The following is a 15,877-nucleotide window of genomic DNA, read 5'->3' as shown; positions in this document are numbered from 1 at the left end:
AGTGTTAACCAAAGTAACTGATACTTTAAGTTACACCAAAATCCTTTGGGCTTTCCTGCTCGGTGCCCACGCTGCCGTCAAGGCTGCGGCGAAGTTCAGGACGACGCCGAGCGCTATCGACGCCTCGTGCATTCCGGATACGAACGCTTCCCGAGCAAGTGTCTCCAGTCTCGCACCTTGGGGTCCGGTCATCTCTGCTACGGCCAGGGACGAGGCCAACGAGTCTCCGATAGCTTGCTGCGCCTCGGGTGGAGCCATGGCCGCTGTCGGTTCGATCGATCTCGAATAACCTACGGCCAGAACACTTCCGGCCAGAGCGACGCCGATTGCTGCTCCGATCTCTCGGGCCGCGTCGTTGACCGCGGATGCGACTCCCTGTTTGTCCTCGGGAGTATTGGACACGATTGCCGAGGTAGCAGGTGCCGTGCAGAGGCCGATCCCGATCGCGGCGATGACCAACGGCACCGCGACGTCGATGTAGTCGGAGTCGATACCGAGGCGCGTGAGCAAGAACAGAGACGCCGAAAGTACGGTCAGGCCGGCTGCTGTGAGGACGCGCAAGCCGACGAGGCGCAGCAACCACGGCGACAGCACCGACAGTACGAGCACGGGTGCTGCGATGGGCGCCAATGCGACCGCGGACTGTAAAGGCGAATAGTCGAGGACCAGCTGCAGGTATTGAACGATGAGGAAGAACAGCCCGAAGGTCGCGAGGAACTGTAGTAGCAACGACACCGATCCCACGGCGAAGGCTCGGCCCCGGAACAGTCGGACATCGAGAAGTGGGTGGGACCGGCGCGACTCGACGACAGCGAACGCCCCGGCTGCGGCAAGGCCGGCAACCAGTCCGATGAGAACGAGCGGATGCGACCACCCCCGAGCAGGCCCCTCGATGACACCGAACACGAAGAGTGCCACCGCAGCCGCGATCAGAACGGCGCCTGGGACATCGAACGGATCGGCCGTGGGAGCGCTCGAGGGGCGCAGCGTGCATGCCAGTACGGTGACCACCACGGATACGAGGGCGAGAGCAAAAAAGATCGAGTGCCAAGACCATAGTTCGAGGAGGAGGCCCGAGGTGAGGAGGCCGGCCACGGCGCCCGAGCCTGCGACGCCTGCCCAGATCCCGACAGCGCGGGAGCGCGTGTGTGGGTCGAACTCGGCGGTGATCAACGCTAGCGTCGCCGGCATGACCAAGGCCGCGCCGACTCCGGCAGCCCCGCGGGTAGCGATCAGCCATTCGGGGCTGTCGACGAGGATCGGCATTGTGGATGCCGCTCCGAAAAGTAGGAGCCCGAGGACCAGCATGCGACGTCGGCCGTAGCGATCGCCGAGGGCTCCGGCCGGGAGGAGTAGGCACGCCAACGTGAGGGTGTACCCGTCGACGATCCAGGTGAGCTGGGCCTGAGTCGCGCCGGTGTCGCGCGCGATGTCCCCCAGTGCGGTGTTGAGGGCCGCCATGGCCGAGACCACCAGCGCCACGGCCATGCACGAGACGGTGAGCATCCACATTTGAGTACGAGTCACGAAGTTCTTCCCCGGCTGAACGAGACTGGCGGTATCGTAGCGAAACCAACGGTTTTGCTCGGGCCGGTTCCCGCAGTGCTGACGGAGGGCTCGTTGCGCGTGCATCGGGACGTCGTCGATCATCGTCGCCTGCGCGACGAGCAATGCCACCAGACGCTCCCGGCCTGCGCGCTCGATTCGTGGAGCAGTATCGGGTGCCCTTCGATCAGGTACTTCATACCGAGGAAGCCAGAGAGCGGCTCGGTCAGGTCGACTTCGACCTCGTGGTCGCGCAGCTTCTCGGTCCGATCCTGTTCACCGAACTGGCGACACTGACTCCGCTGGGGCCAGTGCAGTGCGCAAGAATCGTCGACGACTTCCTAGCTGGGTACAGTCCCGCCTGAGTCTGTGGGACAGTGTTCGCAAACACTTTCGAGAGAGGCCGCTTGGATGCCACCGCGTAGACGATCGCCGAAGACCGACGCACTCACGCCTGAAAACCTGGAAAGCCTCGCCGCCGCGGTCGCCGGGGGGCGGCGCGCCACCGTTTACCTGATCGAGGCAACACCGAGCCTCGGACTCCCCGAAGGCACTTCTGCCAAGGTCGTGTCCGTGGAAGGCAACACCGTCACCATCTCGCCGAAGGGCGTCAACGACGAGCTTCCGTTCGAGGCCGAGGAACTGCGAATGACGCGCAACCCGGCGTCGGAGGTCGCCAAGGCCGCACCCCAGGCCGCCAAGCCGGCACCGGCAAAGGTCGAGATAGCCGAGTGGACCGAACCTGTGGCGCCCCCCAAACCGGTCAAAGCTACTGCTGTCAAGCCGGTACCTGCGCCGTCGCGACCGGCTGTGGCTCCGAAGCCGCCTGCAGCGCGAAAGGGCAAGAAAGGCCCCGACAGCGTCAGCGTCACTATCCATGCCGGCCAGGACAACGATTGGTCGGTAACAGTCACGCACGGTGCGCGTCGCCCGGGCAAGGCGCAGCCGGTTTCGCCGGAGTCGGTCTCGCGTGCCGTACGCGAACTCGGCGACGACTCGGCACGGGACGCCGTCGAGGCTGTCATCTCACACGCACGCGAGGAAGCAGCACAACGCGTGGCAGAACTGAGCCGGCAACTCGAGGTAGCACGATCCACGCTCGCTGCACTGGAGCAGAAGGAAACGGAGTGAAAACAAATTTCCCCGCGCACTCGTCCATCGGTGCTACTTATTGCTAGTGTCTGCGGACACCGCTGGAGAGGGAATACATTGTTGAAGAAGTTCATGCTGGTTGTCGTCGCGGCCGCCGCCGTTGCAGCCAGTGTCGGGGTAGGGACCGCATCTGCTGCAGCTCCGGCGGTTCTGGGAGGGGGCTCCGGAATCATCGTGGGCAACAGTGCCGAGTGCACGCTCACCACGATCGGTAACGACGCAGCAGGTCGCCTGGTCGGAATTACCGCTGGTCACTGCGGTGGCGCGGGTGCAACAATCGCGGCCGAGGCCAACACCGATGCCGGAGTCGTAGGCCGCATCGCATTCTCCAACCCTGAGTACGACTACGCCGTCATCGAGTTCGACCGCGCCAAGGTCATTCCAGTCAACCGCATCGGGAACGTCACCATCACCAACGTCGGCCCGCCGACGTCATTCCCCAACATCGTGTGCAAAGAGGGCCGCACCACCGGCAACACGTGCGGTATTGCGTACGGCGACATTCTGCAGTCCCAAGAGACCTGGTCTCAGCTGTGCGTCGTCGAAGGTGATTCGGGAAGCCCGGTCGTCGTGGGTACAACGCTGGTCGGCATGGTCAACGCCTACCTCGGCATCGCCTGCTTCGGACCCGAGGTCGGTACCAACATCGATGCGATTCTTCGTCACATCAACGCAGGAAACGCAGTAGGAACCGGGTTCAGCCCGATTCCTTAACGCATCCTTCTTGCCCGAGTGGGCCGTCGCGACAGTTTCGACTGTTGCGACGGCCCACTCGTGTTTCTCGGCTCTCACGCTCGCAGTGGGGCATTGTTCGAGGGGTGAAGGTTGCGGTGGCTCACTTCGGTCATCGCCACCGCCGGCCGACCGCAGCCCCCATCGCCGACCGGAGCCCCCATCGCTTCAATGTCACATTCATACGATTGGTTAGCTTGAGATGGCCATTCAAGCAACCGCCGGCCGACGCAACCGCCGGCCGACGAACCCGCCGGCCGACGAACCCGCCGGCCGACGAACCCGCCGGCCGACGAACCCGCCGGCCGACGAACCCGCCGGCCGACGAACCCGCCGACCGGCGCGAGGAGCTAGATGAGCACGGCACCCTGGGATGCCGAGCCGACAAGTTTGGCGTACTTCGCCAGCACACCACGCGTGTAGCGGGGAGGTAGTGGCTCCCAACCCTGCTTACGCTGTTCGAGTTCTTCTTCGTCGACGAGTAGGTCCAGTGTGCCTTTGCCGACGTCGAGGCGGATCTGGTCGCCGTCGCGTACGAGGGCCACTGGGCCACCGTCGACGGCTTCGGGTGCGACGTGACCGACGCAGAGGCCTGTGGTGCCTCCGGAGAAGCGGCCGTCGGTGAGTAGCAGGACGTCTTTACCGAGGCCTGCGCCCTTGATGGCGCCGGTGATGGCGAGCATTTCGCGCATGCCTGGGCCGCCCTTGGGTCCTTCGTAGCGGATGACGACGACGTCACCTGCGGCGATGGTGCCGTCTTCGAGTGCGTCCATTGCGGCGCGTTCACGTTCGAAAACCCTTGCAGTGCCGGTGAATACGTCGGAATCGAATCCGGCGGATTTGACGACGGCACCCCCGGGAGCGAGGGAGCCCTTGAGGATGGTGATGCCGCCGGTCGGATGGATGGGCTTGTCGAGTGCGCGCAACACCTTGCCGTCGGGGTCCGGGGGTGCGATGTGAGCGAGGTTCTCGGCCACGGTCTTTCCGGTGACGGTGAGGCAGTCGCCGTGCATGAGCCCCGCGTCGAGCAGTGCTTTCATGACCACTGGGACGCCACCGATGGCGTCGACGTCGGTCATGACGTGCTTGCCGAACGGCTTGACGTCGGCGAGGTGTGGAACTTTGGCACCGACTCGGACGAAGTCGTCGAGGGTGAGTTCGACTTCTGCTTCGTGGGCGATGGCCAGTAGGTGCAGCACGGCATTGGTCGATCCGCCGAAGGCCATGACGACAGCGATCGCGTTCTCGAATGCTTCTTTTGTCATGATGTCGCGTGAGGTGATTCCGCGGCGAAGGAGCTCGACGACGGCTTCACCGCTTGCGTGGGCGAATCCGTCGCGTCGACGGTCCGGCGCGGGCGGGGATGCGCTGCCCGGCAGTGACATGCCCATGGCTTCTGCGGCACTGGCCATCGTGTTGGCGGTGTACATGCCGCCGCAGGCACCTTCACCGGGGCAGATTGCGCGCTCGATGGTGTCGACGTCGGCGCGCGACATCAGTCCGCGTGAGCAGGCACCGACGGCTTCGAACGCGTCGATGATGGTGACTTGGTGCTCGCTGCCGTCGGACAGCGTTGCGAAACCGGGCAGCGTAGAACCGGCGTAGAGGAAGACGCTGGCAAGGTCGAGTCTTGCGGCAGCCATCAGCATGCCGGGCAGTGATTTGTCGCAGCCGGCGAGAAGTACCGATCCGTCGAGCCGCTCGGCGCTGACGACGGTCTCGACGCTGTCGGCGATCACCTCGCGAGATACCAGCGAGAAGTGCATGCCTTCATGACCCATGGAGATGCCGTCGGACACCGAGATGGTGCCGAATTCGAGCGGATAACCGCCGGCGGCGTGCACGCCGACCTTCACGGCTTTGGCGAGGCGCTCGAGCGAGAGGTTGCATGGGGTGATCTCGTTCCACGACGACGCGACGCCGATCTGAGATTTGCCCCAGTCCTTGTCACCCATCCCGACGGCTCGAAGCATGCCGCGCGCAGCGGTCTTCTCCAAACCGTCCGTGACGTCTCGGCTACGGGGCTTGACGTCCGGTGACTGTTTGTCCGAATAATCCTGCGGGGTCGACATGACACTCCTGACCTGTTTGCGTGGATAGGGGGCTGTTATCCAAGGGCAAGCCTAAACCTGCTGTCGCGGAGTCACCGCCGGGGACGACACGTCGCAATGCGGGAGGCAGTCGACGGATTCGGGATCGGCGCGACGCTCGCCCCTGATCATCGCCGCCGCGACGATCGCTCCGAGGACGAGTAGGCCAGCGCAGATGACCATTGCCGTGTGAAAACCTGCGGAGAATACGGCGGGGTTGTCGTAGTCCACGCCCGAGATACCGGCGAGCCCGGGCAGTGCGGCGACGGCTAACAGTTGGCTGGTTCGCGCGAGGGCATTGTTGACGCCGGAGGCGGTACCGGCCCGATCGGAGGAGACGGCGCCGAGTACAGCGCCGGTCAGTGGTGCGACGAGCAACGACAGTCCGAGACCGAACACCAGGACGGCGGGGAAGACGTGGAGGAGATAGGTCGAGCCCGGTTCGATGCGCAGCATCAGCAGCAGGCCGACCGCTGCGACGAGCGGCCCGATCGTCATCGGCATCCGCGGACCGATGCGCTGGGCCAGGCGGCCGGTGCGAGAAGAGAGGGTCAGCATGAGAATGGTGATCGGCAATGTGGCGACACCGGCTGCGATCGGAGAGTAGTCCAACGCCAGTTGTAATTGCAGTATCAGCAGGAAGAACACTCCACCCAGCGCCGCGTAGACAGCCAACGTGACGAGGTTGGCCGCGAGAAAGAGTCTGGAAGCGAAGAGCGACGGCGGAACCAGTGGGTTTTTCGTTCGCAGCTCGATGACGACGAAGATTGCGAGGGCCACGACTCCGAGGCCGACGAAGACCCACAACGATTCGATGAACCCGAAGGTGAGTAGGCCGAGTGCGAGCGCGACGACTGCGGCGCCGGGGAGGTCGAGCCGACCGTGTGCATTCGGGTCGCTGCTCTCCGGCACGTGTTTGCGCGCGACCCATACGACGACGATGGCCAGCGGAATGTTGAGCATGAACACCGAGCGCCACCCGGCAATTTCGACGAGCCATCCACCGAGCAGCGGGCCGACGGCCGATGCGACGCCGCCGAGCCCGGACCACAGGCCGATTGCGGCGCCGCGGTCGTCGGGGTGAATCGAGGCCGAGATGAGAGCAAGACTGCCCGGAGTCAGTAGCGCAGCGCCGACTCCCTGGACCAGCCGGGCAGCGATCAGCACCTCGATGTTCGGGGCGAGTCCGCACAGAATCGACGCGAGCGCGAACCAGACGGTGCCCCAGATGAACACCTTGCGACGGCCGAGCCGATCGCCCAGTGCGCCGCCCAACAGAATGAGCGACGCGAGAGTCAGCGTGTATCCACTGATCGTCCATTGCAGCCCGGAGACACCGGAATCGAGATCCCGAGCGATGTCCGGCAGGGCGACGTTGACGACGGTGCCGTCGAGCATCGCCAGTGAGGAACCGAGGACGGTGGCGGCGACGATCCAACGTCCCCGCGAGGACGCCAGTGGGACCGACGCTTCAGCGCTCACGTGCGCAGTCTGGCACCGATCGCTGCTCGAGACACGTCGAATTCGAGCTACAGATCCTCGACGCAGACGATGAAGTTGCGCTCGTCGTAGGCGTAGCCACTGGTGGCAGGATCCGAGCAGTCGTTCACCTCGGTGGTGCCGGGCAAGATTTCTACGACTCGAACCGTCTCTGTGCCGGGCGTCGTGCAGTCGGCTCGCACCGGGTCGTCACCGGAGACCTCCATGCATCCACCGACCACCCAGTCGACGTCCAGGCACAGTGCTCCCTGCTCGACGCCTCGTAAGGTTTCGTAGTAGTACTGGTCTGCGTCGCTGATGCACTCGTCACCGGAAGGGGCTTTCGCGATCACCTTGTAGTTGGAGGCGGGGCTGCCGCACGTCGCGTTGTCGATGTCGGCATCGTCGAATGTGCCACCGAGCTCGACGCACTCGCCGATCTCTACGTCGATGTCGATGTCGATGTCTTCCTGAGCGGGAGGGGGCCTCGATGTCGTTGCTGTAGTGGGATTCGGACCGGCGTCGGCGGCCGGAATCGCCCGAGGAGTGATGTCGGAGCTACAGCTCGCAACGATCGACGTTGCACACGCCAAGGCGGCCGACACCGCGAAGAAATTGCGGACGGCGCCACGAAGTGGACGGCATGAGGTGGTCATCTTCTAAGATCCTGAATTCTTTCGAGTGAACATCGAACGCGGTCCGGTAAAAGTATCCGACGACCCGGCAAAGTGACACTCTGCCGATCTTTTTCCACGTGGTTGTCGGTGGTATGAGGCAAGATCGACCAGGTGGACCTACCTCTCGCGTGGCCTCTCCAGCCGATGCTCGCCAAGGCGGCCAAGGCAGTACCCAAGCAGCCTGCCGATGGGGACGCCGAATGGTCGTACGAGCCCAAGTGGGACGGCTTCCGCTCCATCGTCTTCCGCGACGGAGACGAGGTCGTACTCGGCTCTCGCGGCGGCAAGAATCTAGCGAGATATTTCCCCGAGTTGATCGACGCAGTTCGTCGTGAACTGCCCGATCGGATCGTCGTCGACGGCGAGATCGTGGTGCCACGTGAGATCGACGGTCGGACGCGACTCGACTGGGATGCGCTGTCGGAGAGGATTCACCCGGCCGACAGTCGAGTGAAGATGCTGGCAGAGAAGACGCCGTCGATGTTCGTGGGCTTCGACCTTTTGGCGCTCGGCTCGACGGATATGACGGGCGAGCCGTTTCGCAGCCGTCGCGCCCAGCTTCTCGAGTCCGTCGTGGGTGGCACGCAATGCCAGGTCACCAGTGCCACCGACGATGCGGCCACTGCCGAGGATTGGTTCGAAAGATTCGAGGGTGCAGGCCTCGACGGCGTTGTCGCCAAGAAGCTCGACGGCCTGTATCTGCCGAACAAGCGAGAGATGATCAAGGTCAAGCACGCGCGGACGGCAGACTGCGCTCTCATCGGATATCGAGTTCACAAGTCGGGTAAGGGAATTGGGTCTCTGCTGCTGGGCCTGTACGACGGCGACCAGCTCCGGATGATCGGCGGTGCGTCGGCGTTTACCGACAAGCGACGGGTGGAATTGCTCGACGAGCTTGCGCCTCTGCGCGTAGGGGAGGATGTGGTCTCCGACGCGCAGGCGAACAGATGGACTTCGAACAAGGATCGCAGCTGGGTGCCGCTTCGAATAGAACGCGTCGTCGAAGTTGCCTACGACCAGATGGAGGGCGAGCGGCTTCGGCATGCGGCGAGATTCCTTCGGTGGCGACCGGACCGGGATCCGATGTCGTGCACGTACGAGCAGTTGGAGGTTCCGGTGCGGTACGACGTGGCCGATGTCATCGCGGGAGGTAACTGAGATGGCCGCGAAGACGCCGCCGGCGTTCGTAGACGCGGGTGGGCGTGAAGTGCGTGTGTCGAGCCCCGACCGCGTCATCTACGAGGCAACCGACCGAACTCCGGCGATCACCAAGTTGGCTGTCTGCGAGTACTTCGCGGCGGTCGGTGAGCCGCTTCTGCGGGCTGTCGGCGCACGGCCGATTGCCATGGAACGGTGGCCCGACGGCTTTCGTGAGGGTATGAGGCTTGCGCTCGGGCCGCAGGACAAAGAGGGTGACGGCTTCTATCAGAAGCGGTTGCCCAAAGGCGCGCCCGACTGGATCGAGACAGTGAAGGTCACGTTCCCGAGTGGCCGTACGGCAGACGAACTGTGTCCGAGTGAATCTGCCGCGTTGGTGTGGGCGGCGCAGATGGGCACGCTGACCTTTCATCCTTGGCCGGTGCGGAAGCCGGATCTGGACCACCCCGATGAGCTTCGGCTCGACCTGGATTTGCAGCCCGGTACGACCTTCGCCGATGCGCAGCGGGTGGCGGAGGTGACCCGCGAGCTGTTGGCCGAACTCGGTCTTCGCGGGTATCCCAAGACGAGCGGTAATCGGGGGATCCATATCTACGTTCGCATTCGACCGGAGTACACGTTCGAGCAGGTACGGCATGCGGCTATCGGACTCGGACGTGAGCTGGAACGGCGTGACGACGGTGTGACGACGAAGTGGTGGAAAGAGGAACGCGGCGAACGAATCTTCCTCGACTACAACCAGAACAATCGTGACCGAACCATCGCGAGCGCGTGGAGTCCTCGAGCTCGGCCGGGAGCGCCGGTGAGTACGCCTTTGACGTGGTCGCAGTTGGCGGCCGTCACCGATCCTCGTGACTACAACATCACGACCGTCCTCGGACACCTGGAGGACGGGGACCCGTGGGAGGAGATGGATTCCCAGGCGTACTCGCTCGAGCCTCTTCTGGAGCTGTGGCACACCCTGCCTGGTGGTGAGCTCAACTTTCCGCCCGACTACCCCAAGATGCCCGGTGAACCGCCACGGGTGCAGCCGTCGAAGAAAGTTGCCGAGCATTGGGACGAGCATGGAAACCGCATCGAATAGGTGAGGATTATGGAACCGCCGAACTGCCATCTCTGTTCGCCGATCAGTTCATCGCTGGTAACACGTGCTGTGTCGGGCGCTAAGATTCCATTTTTGGCCGGTCGAAAGCCGATCGGTGTTCGCGGAGGTGATTCCCATCAGTGAGCAGGTTCTTGGTACAGAGTTGCCGACGCGGATGCCATTCGACATGGATCTGAGTCGACGACTGGCCGCAGTCGCGCGGGATTTGCGTCGTCAGCACCATGATCCGGACAAGGTTCTCGCTGCGATCACCGAGTCCGCGGTCGTGAACGTGCCCGCTGCCGAATATGCCAGCATCACCACGGTGCTGCAGGGCAAGTTCGTGTACAGCGCCGCCCTGTCCGGCGACGTCGCGGCCGCGTGTGATTCCCTTCAGGAGCAGTTGGGTGAAGGCCCATGCCTGGAGTCGGCCATCGAACAGCGCACTATTCGGATCGACGATATGGATGCCGATACCCGATGGCCGCGTTTCGCCGACGAGGCTTCCGCGCTCGGTGTAAAATCGATGATCTGTTTTCAGCTCTATGTGGAGGGCTACAACTTCGGGGCGCTCAACCTCCACTCGTCGCGGGTGCATGCGTTCGGTGTGGACGCGGAGTCGATCGGTTCTCTGTTCGCCGCGCACGCCGCAATAGCATTTTCCACTGCCCGTGAGGAACAGCAGATTCGTGCCGCCTTGACCAGCCGCGACATCATCGGGCAGGCCAAAGGCATGCTCATGGAGAGGTACAAGCTCGGCGCGCAAGAGGCGTTCGCGTTGCTGTCGAAACTGTCGCAGGAGACGAACACGAAGCTCGCCGATATCGCCGACCGTGTGGTGGCCGATGCCGAGACGAACGCCAAGGCTTAGTTGCTAGAGCCCGGTTCGTTCCACTGGTAGGCGTGAGAGCAGGCTGCGCGCACAGTCGACGGTCAGTTGCGGGTCGTGACTGAGTACGTAGGAAAACCTGCGTTCCATGTCCGCGCCGGTGTCGCCGAAATCTTTTGCGGCTAGAACCGCCGAGAAATGCGGTGACAGAACCACCACGACCCACTCGTCGCACACCGGATCGCCTAGCTCCAGATCGGCTCCGCGTACCTTCGGTGCCGGTTCAGGGCCCATACCGAGGGCGAGTGCGCCGACCAATGCTGCCTGAGTTGCCATGACCTCCCATCGACGTGCGGTAAGCACGGTGAAGTGTTCACGCTTCTCGAACGAGCCGAGGATCACCGCGGTCTGCAGGGATTGGCTCGCAATGGATTCGAGCCCTTTGCTCATCTCGACAAGCAAACGTTTGGTCGACGGCTTGCTGTCCCGACCCGCTGCGGCAAGTTGGTACGGCGAGGATCGTGGCATCGATCCACGTTCCGGCGAGGTGCGAAAGTTCAACGGAGACAGCTTTTCCGACGGCTCTACCGGCGACCGGTTCTGTTCGGTGAAGTAACGGCCCTGCCCGACGCGTGCGCCCAGTGCGAGCGCGATGTGCACAGCTTCCTCAGTGTCGATGCCCTCGGCCATGACGATGGCACCGGTTCGTTCGGTGTATGCGGCGACGGCATTGACGACGCGGGCGGTGAACAGACTCGGTTTCCGGGTGATCAGGGAGCGGTCCAACTTGACTACATCGGGTTCGAGCAGGGGCAGCAGGGCCAGGGACTCCGGCCGGACGCCGACGTGATCGACGGCGATGGCCCAGCCGAGGCGTCGAACGTCAGCGACGGCGCGTAGGAGCTGTGCAGGCCGGCGGATGAGTGAGGTTTCGTCCAATTGCAGGACTGCGGTGCCTGAACCTGCCTGGACACGGTCGGGGAGATGTGGAAGCGAGTCAGGGTCGATGGCGATGAACAATGGAACGGCTTTCAACGCATCGGAGTCTGCGATACGACCGACGGCGCCTTCCCATCGAACTAGGTCGAGATCGACCGTCATGTTCATCGCGCGGGCGGCCGAGGCGAGTGCGGCCGGATCACCGAATGCCGAGCCTTCGGGACCCCCGACGATGGCTTCGTGTCCGATGACCTCGGAAGTCAGCAGGTCGACGAGTGGGACGAAATCGATGTGAAGGCTGCCCGGTCCGAGAATTGATTCGAGGCCCCCGCCGTCGAAACTCCTGGTCGAGGTGTCTCCGTTCATACCAAGCCCTCACGTCGCGCGACCGACTGCTGAGCGTCGCCGCGTGAGTGGGTGAAGACGTCCAACACGAAGTCCTCGTCCATGTATCCCCCTAGCCGTTCGAGTTCGGCGTTCTCGCCGATCACCGCGTGAACGCGATCTCCAGTCAGAGGGTAGTCCGTCACGTGATGACGCCAGTGCACTGCGAGAAGTGTGCCGCCCGGTTCGAGATGCGTCGTGGCAGCATCGACGGCCAGCCGAAGGTCGGCCTCGTCGAGGTAGTACCCCACCTCGCTGAGCACGATCAAGTCGAACGGCTCCTCACCGGCCACAGCACTCCAGTCGTCGGTCAATGACCACTTCACGAAGTTCACTGTCTCATCATCGACGGCGGCGCGGGCGGTATCCAGCACGGAATCGACGATGTCGGTCGAGATCAGCGCCTCGCACCGCGCGCTCAACTTCTCGGTCAGAACCCCGACCGAGCAACCGGGTTCGAGGGCGCGACGGTAGTGCGGACGGGGGAGGGAGGCGACAGTGATCGAGTACTTTCTCTCCTCGTACCAGTTGGCGCGCAACCTGAATGGGTCCGTGCCCTCGGCGTAGACGGCATCGAAGTAGTCCCCGTTCAGTGTCATCCGAAGATCACCTCACGGGGTCGCAGGAGGCGTTCCAGCGCAAAGGGAGGTAGCACGGCTCGATCGGCCGGATGCTCCGAGAGTGGTGCAATTTGCGTCTGAAACTCCTGTACCGCAGCCTCTTTGGCTTTTCGCGCGTTGGCGTCGAGGTCGACCTCGAATGCCCGACTCCACGGAACGTCGGGATGATCAGGGTAGGCCCAGTGCCACATCCAGATCGGGTACTCGAGGATCGCGATACCGGTGCGCGACGCGGCAGTGATGCAGGCGCGGGCGGTGGCCTCGTGGTCGGGATGTCCGTCTCCGCGCCATGCCGTCAGGCACCACGTTCCTGGGCCGCCGTGCATCGAATCGGTCAATGCGTGCGCGAGTTCGTCCTCGTGCTCGGCAACAGCGCCGTCCTCGAACCCCAGACGCGTCGGAGCGGTGCGCACCCCCAGTCGTGCCACGGCTCGCTCCGACTCGCGGGGACGCTCGCGCACGAGGTCGGCGGGCGAGAGCGTCGGCGAACCGGGATGTGAGGCGCCACCATCGGTGACCGCAACTACGGACACTTCGATTCCGGCGGCGGCAGCGATGGACATCAGCCCGCCGACTCCGAGCACTTCGTCATCGGGGTGCGGTGCGACGACGATCAACTTTTTGCACCGAGTGAGATCGAGTGAGGGAAAGCTGCGATCCCATGCTCGCCACGCCGACTCGGGAGTTCCCGAATCTGAGTCTGTGTCGAACGAGTGGGTGATGTCTTCTCGGCCGCTCACCACGGATAGTCCTCCTTAGCAATGTCTTCACCCAATGCTGCCAGATCGCGCTCGGCGTGGCTCTGCCGCAGATACACGCTCAGATCCGCGACACGCTGGGCGTGTTCCGCGTCGGCGCACAGGGGGCCTGCGCCCAGTGCTCGGCCGACTCGATCGATGCATTCGCTGGCGGCGCTCTCGACGATGGCCCGTACTACCCTGGCGCGAATTCGGCCCTGCCCATCGGAATCCATTGGATCGGAATCTATTTCGGCGGCAGCGGTCGTCAACGCGCTCGAAGCGGCACCCAGTGCGGCCGCGACCGCGCCCAGGTGCGCGTTCTTGTGCGCATCACCGCCGGAGCGAGCCGCCGCATGCAGGGTGTCGGCCACCGCACATGCACTACCGAACCAGCACGACGCGACGCCGATGGCACCGTGCCAGAAACCCGGACGTTCGATGTAGGCGCCGGCTTCACCGACAGGTTTCGCCGAAGCACCATCGAACCGAACAGAACCCGAGTCGCTTCCTGCCATTCCGACTGCATGCCACGTGTGTGGGATCGGGGAGCACCAATTTTGTGTCAGATCGACTGCGAACATCTGCGACCGGTCACCGACCTTCGCCGTCACGAGGGCATCGGTACAGATGTGGGCACCCGAGCACCACGGTTTCACCCCGGTGAGCTTCCAACCACCCTGGCCATGAACGGCCTGGAGTACCGGGGTGGGCGGCTCGGCTGCCCAGACGCCCCAGATCTGCCCGCGCCGGGGCTTCGGGCCGTCGAGTTCGGCGAGGATGGCGACGGCATCTGCGTGCCCCTCGGCGAGGCGTCCGAGCACGGTGTTCTCCCTGCTCAGCATTGCCAGGGCTTGCCACCGTGCATCAGTGTTACCTGCGCCGGGCAGCGGCAGGTCAGTGGACTCCTCGACTACCCATTTCCGCAGGCGTGAAGCCATGTCGGTTGTCACTGCGTCATCGCCGCTTCGAGGTTGCGCAGGTGCCCGGCAAACCCGTCGGGTGCGCGGCCGTCACGCCGATTCGACGTCGACACCGGGGAATCGCATGCGTACAACACCGGGATCGAGTTGCTCTCCACGCGGTGAATCAGATCCACGTCCTCTCCGGTCGGCAATGAACGGAACCCGCCGACGGCTCGATAGACGTCCGCACGGAGAGCAAGGTTGGCGCCATGCACGTGGCGGTGCCCGAGTTGGTTGCGGTAACCCGCTCGGTAGGCACGGTCGAGGCCGGCCGGCGCGGAGTCGAGATCGACGCGCACGGTGCCGGCGACGGCCTGGGCACCGCGCTGCGCATGCCGTAGGTGCGAGGCCAACCAGTCGGGACGGACCGTGCTGTCGGCGTCGGTCGTCGCGTACCAGGTTTCGTGCAGATTCGTAGGTTGCAGCCCGGACGAGAGGCCCAGGGCAGCTCGAAACCCCGCCGCGCGACTGGATCCGACATTGCGGAAGTCGACCGATATCACCGAGCTCTCGTCCGTGTGCGCTGCCCATTCCGCGGCGATCGTCGCGGAATTGTCGGAGCAGGTGTCGAGTACCACGATGGTGCGTACGTCCACCTCTTCGACGGACGCGCGGGAGCGAGTCAATGACGTCAATGCTTTCTGCAGCAGGTCCTCCTCGTTGTGAACCGGCACAACGACGACGATCTGTCGAATACGAGCCGAACAGTTTTTCACGTGTCCATCCTTCGCGGTAGCCGATCGCAAGGCTGGCACGGCGAAGCGTCCGGACCTGGACCGTCCGGTGAATTCGACGTCCGCGCATCCGACTCGACATCTTCTGCCGCCGGTGGCTCGACGGAATGCTGATAGGTCCGATAGACCCGCAAGGTAGTGCCCGTTAGTGGCACAATCCAAACACGGGTCGGCGGCTCACGAGGAAGGGTGTGGCGGTGTTCTTTCAACGTGGAGTAGCGCGGAAGGTAGCGCTGGTGGCGGGCCCTGTACTGATCGGTGTTCCGGTCGCATTGCTGACGTCCGGAACGGCGCACGGAGCCGAGCTGTCCTGCGGTGGACAGCCGCCGGTGGAAAATGTGCTCGTCGACGGGACGAGTGCATGCGGAGTTCGCACCGACGCAACGAGCAACGCATTTGCCCATGCGCTCGATGCAGTCGCGTTCGCGCGCGCCCAGGTCGGTGGCAACGCCGTCGGTCTGGCCCAGGGCGGTGCCGTCGCCGCCGCCGAAACAGCGTCAGGCCAGGTCGGCGCACTCGCGTTCGGCCACAATGCGGTGTCGATCGTCTCGCCCGATCCCGGAGCCGTCGCGGTGGCTATCTCGCTGGCCCCTGGCCAGACGTTCGTCGGGACTGCTTCGGAAGGCGTGCGGTGTGACGCGGGAGCAGGTCTCGCACTGAATTTCACTACCGGACAGAGTTGCCTGTCCGACGGCACCACCGCCTGGAGATCTGGCGTCGTCTCACCTCGGTGAGTGGCTTTTACAATCACA

General features: G+C 64.0%; 17 protein-coding genes. 8 read left to right on the top strand and 9 right to left on the bottom strand.

Annotated features, from left to right (window positions below; translation table 11 throughout):
* Window positions 1-30: 30 nt before the first annotated feature.
* Window positions 31-1,512, bottom strand: coding sequence for an MFS transporter (locus QMK32_RS04790; protein ID WP_283473971.1), 1,482 nt, complete (start codon window positions 1,510-1,512; stop codon window positions 31-33).
* A gap of 158 nt (window positions 1,513-1,670) precedes the next feature.
* Between QMK32_RS04790 and QMK32_RS04785 the strand changes: the two genes are divergently transcribed.
* From QMK32_RS04785 to QMK32_RS04775, 3 genes are all read left to right on the top strand, one after another.
* Window positions 1,671-1,910: a TetR family transcriptional regulator C-terminal domain-containing protein gene (locus QMK32_RS04785; protein WP_283473355.1), complete on the top strand. Its 240-nt coding sequence runs from the start codon at window positions 1,671-1,673 to the stop codon at window positions 1,908-1,910.
* A gap of 46 nt (window positions 1,911-1,956) precedes the next feature.
* On the top strand, window positions 1,957-2,676 hold the full coding sequence (locus tag QMK32_RS04780; RefSeq protein WP_283473354.1) for a DUF6319 family protein: 720 nt from the start codon (window positions 1,957-1,959) through the stop codon (window positions 2,674-2,676).
* 78 nt (window positions 2,677-2,754) lie between these two features.
* Entirely contained in the window at window positions 2,755-3,411 is a 657-nt protein-coding gene (locus QMK32_RS04775) for a chymotrypsin family serine protease (protein ID WP_283473353.1), read from the top strand.
* A 368-nt stretch (window positions 3,412-3,779) separates the two neighbouring features.
* On the opposite strand, the gene ilvD is transcribed toward QMK32_RS04775, so the two are convergent.
* From ilvD to lppU, 3 genes are read right to left on the bottom strand one after another with little or no spacing between them, the layout of a single operon-like run.
* Window positions 3,780-5,501: a dihydroxy-acid dehydratase gene (gene ilvD / locus QMK32_RS04770; RefSeq protein ID WP_269301660.1), complete on the bottom strand. Its 1,722-nt coding sequence runs from the start codon at window positions 5,499-5,501 to the stop codon at window positions 3,780-3,782.
* A 51-nt stretch (window positions 5,502-5,552) separates the two neighbouring features.
* A complete protein-coding gene (locus QMK32_RS04765) occupies window positions 5,553-7,001 on the bottom strand; it encodes an MFS transporter (protein ID WP_283473352.1) in 1,449 nt (482 codons plus the stop codon).
* 47 nt (window positions 7,002-7,048) lie between these two features.
* A complete protein-coding gene (lppU, locus tag QMK32_RS04760; protein ID WP_283473351.1) occupies window positions 7,049-7,654 on the bottom strand; it encodes an LppU family putative lipoprotein in 606 nt (201 codons plus the stop codon).
* A 132-nt stretch (window positions 7,655-7,786) separates the two neighbouring features.
* Here lppU and QMK32_RS04755 point away from each other — a divergent pair, with 132 nt between their 5' ends.
* From QMK32_RS04755 to QMK32_RS04745, 3 genes are all read left to right on the top strand, one after another.
* The gene (locus tag QMK32_RS04755) at window positions 7,787-8,833 is read left to right on the top strand and encodes an ATP-dependent DNA ligase (RefSeq protein WP_269301657.1); all 1,047 of its coding nucleotides are present in this window, start codon (window positions 7,787-7,789) and stop codon (window positions 8,831-8,833) included.
* Between the two features lies 1 nt (window position 8,834).
* Window positions 8,835-9,917, top strand: coding sequence for a DNA polymerase domain-containing protein (locus QMK32_RS04750; protein ID WP_283473350.1), 1,083 nt, complete (start codon window positions 8,835-8,837; stop codon window positions 9,915-9,917).
* A gap of 187 nt (window positions 9,918-10,104) precedes the next feature.
* A complete protein-coding gene (locus QMK32_RS04745; RefSeq protein WP_283473349.1) occupies window positions 10,105-10,788 on the top strand; it encodes a GAF and ANTAR domain-containing protein in 684 nt (227 codons plus the stop codon).
* A gap of 3 nt (window positions 10,789-10,791) precedes the next feature.
* On the opposite strand, the gene QMK32_RS04740 is transcribed toward QMK32_RS04745, so the two are convergent.
* Genes QMK32_RS04740 through QMK32_RS04720 form a run of 5 tightly spaced genes read right to left on the bottom strand, consistent with a single transcriptional unit; the run spans window position 10,792 to window position 15,107 of the window.
* On the bottom strand, window positions 10,792-12,051 hold the full coding sequence (locus QMK32_RS04740) for an EAL domain-containing protein (RefSeq protein WP_283473348.1): 1,260 nt from the start codon (window positions 12,049-12,051) through the stop codon (window positions 10,792-10,794).
* Window positions 12,048-12,668: an SAM-dependent methyltransferase gene (locus QMK32_RS04735; protein ID WP_283473347.1), complete on the bottom strand. Its 621-nt coding sequence runs from the start codon at window positions 12,666-12,668 to the stop codon at window positions 12,048-12,050. The genes QMK32_RS04740 and QMK32_RS04735 overlap by 4 nt, the downstream gene beginning before the upstream one ends.
* Entirely contained in the window at window positions 12,665-13,429 is a 765-nt protein-coding gene (locus QMK32_RS04730; RefSeq protein ID WP_283473346.1) for a PIG-L deacetylase family protein, read from the bottom strand. Before QMK32_RS04730 ends, QMK32_RS04735 begins: the two co-directional genes overlap by 4 nt.
* Window positions 13,426-14,367 (bottom strand): acyl-CoA dehydrogenase family protein, encoded by a 942-nt coding sequence (locus QMK32_RS04725; RefSeq protein ID WP_283473345.1) that lies wholly within the window; start codon window positions 14,365-14,367, stop codon window positions 13,426-13,428. The genes QMK32_RS04730 and QMK32_RS04725 overlap by 4 nt, the downstream gene beginning before the upstream one ends.
* Window positions 14,368-14,375: 8 nt before the next feature.
* Window positions 14,376-15,107 carry a glycosyltransferase family 2 protein gene (locus QMK32_RS04720; RefSeq protein WP_283473344.1) on the bottom strand — a complete coding sequence of 244 codons (732 nt, stop codon included), beginning with the start codon at window positions 15,105-15,107 and terminating at the stop codon, window positions 14,376-14,378.
* Here QMK32_RS04720 and QMK32_RS04715 point away from each other — a divergent pair, their 5' ends adjacent.
* Window positions 15,108-15,239 (top strand): hypothetical protein, encoded by a 132-nt coding sequence (locus QMK32_RS04715; protein WP_269301650.1) that lies wholly within the window; start codon window positions 15,108-15,110, stop codon window positions 15,237-15,239.
* Between the two features lie 77 nt (window positions 15,240-15,316).
* Window positions 15,317-15,859: a DUF6764 family protein gene (locus QMK32_RS04710; protein ID WP_349307547.1), complete on the top strand. Its 543-nt coding sequence runs from the start codon at window positions 15,317-15,319 to the stop codon at window positions 15,857-15,859.
* Window positions 15,860-15,877 lie beyond the last annotated feature (18 nt).

This window comes from Rhodococcus sp. H29-C3 (assembly GCF_030063405.1).
GTDB lineage: Bacteria > Actinomycetota > Actinomycetes > Mycobacteriales > Mycobacteriaceae > Rhodococcoides.
This window is presented reverse-complemented; position numbering and strand designations above follow the sequence as displayed.

Bases quoted from the DNA above. Each gene is read 5' to 3' on its own strand.
- QMK32_RS04790 (WP_283473971.1), bottom strand. From the start codon at position 1,512: ATGTGGATGCTCACCGTCTCGTGCATGGCCGTGGCGCTGGTGGTCTCG.
- QMK32_RS04785 (WP_283473355.1), top strand. From the start codon at position 1,671: ATGCCACCAGACGCTCCCGGCCTGCGCGCTCGATTCGTGGAGCAGTAT.
- QMK32_RS04725 (WP_283473345.1), bottom strand. From the start codon at position 14,367: ATGGCTTCACGCCTGCGGAAATGGGTAGTCGAGGAGTCCACTGACCTG.
- QMK32_RS04735 (WP_283473347.1), bottom strand. From the start codon at position 12,668: ATGACACTGAACGGGGACTACTTCGATGCCGTCTACGCCGAGGGCACG.
- QMK32_RS04750 (WP_283473350.1), top strand. From the start codon at position 8,835: ATGGCCGCGAAGACGCCGCCGGCGTTCGTAGACGCGGGTGGGCGTGAA.
- QMK32_RS04740 (WP_283473348.1), bottom strand. From the start codon at position 12,051: ATGAACGGAGACACCTCGACCAGGAGTTTCGACGGCGGGGGCCTCGAA.
- QMK32_RS04745 (WP_283473349.1), top strand. From the start codon at position 10,105: ATGGATCTGAGTCGACGACTGGCCGCAGTCGCGCGGGATTTGCGTCGT.
- lppU (WP_283473351.1), bottom strand. From the start codon at position 7,654: ATGACCACCTCATGCCGTCCACTTCGTGGCGCCGTCCGCAATTTCTTC.
- QMK32_RS04780 (WP_283473354.1), top strand. From the start codon at position 1,957: ATGCCACCGCGTAGACGATCGCCGAAGACCGACGCACTCACGCCTGAA.
- ilvD (WP_269301660.1), bottom strand. From the start codon at position 5,501: ATGTCGACCCCGCAGGATTATTCGGACAAACAGTCACCGGACGTCAAG.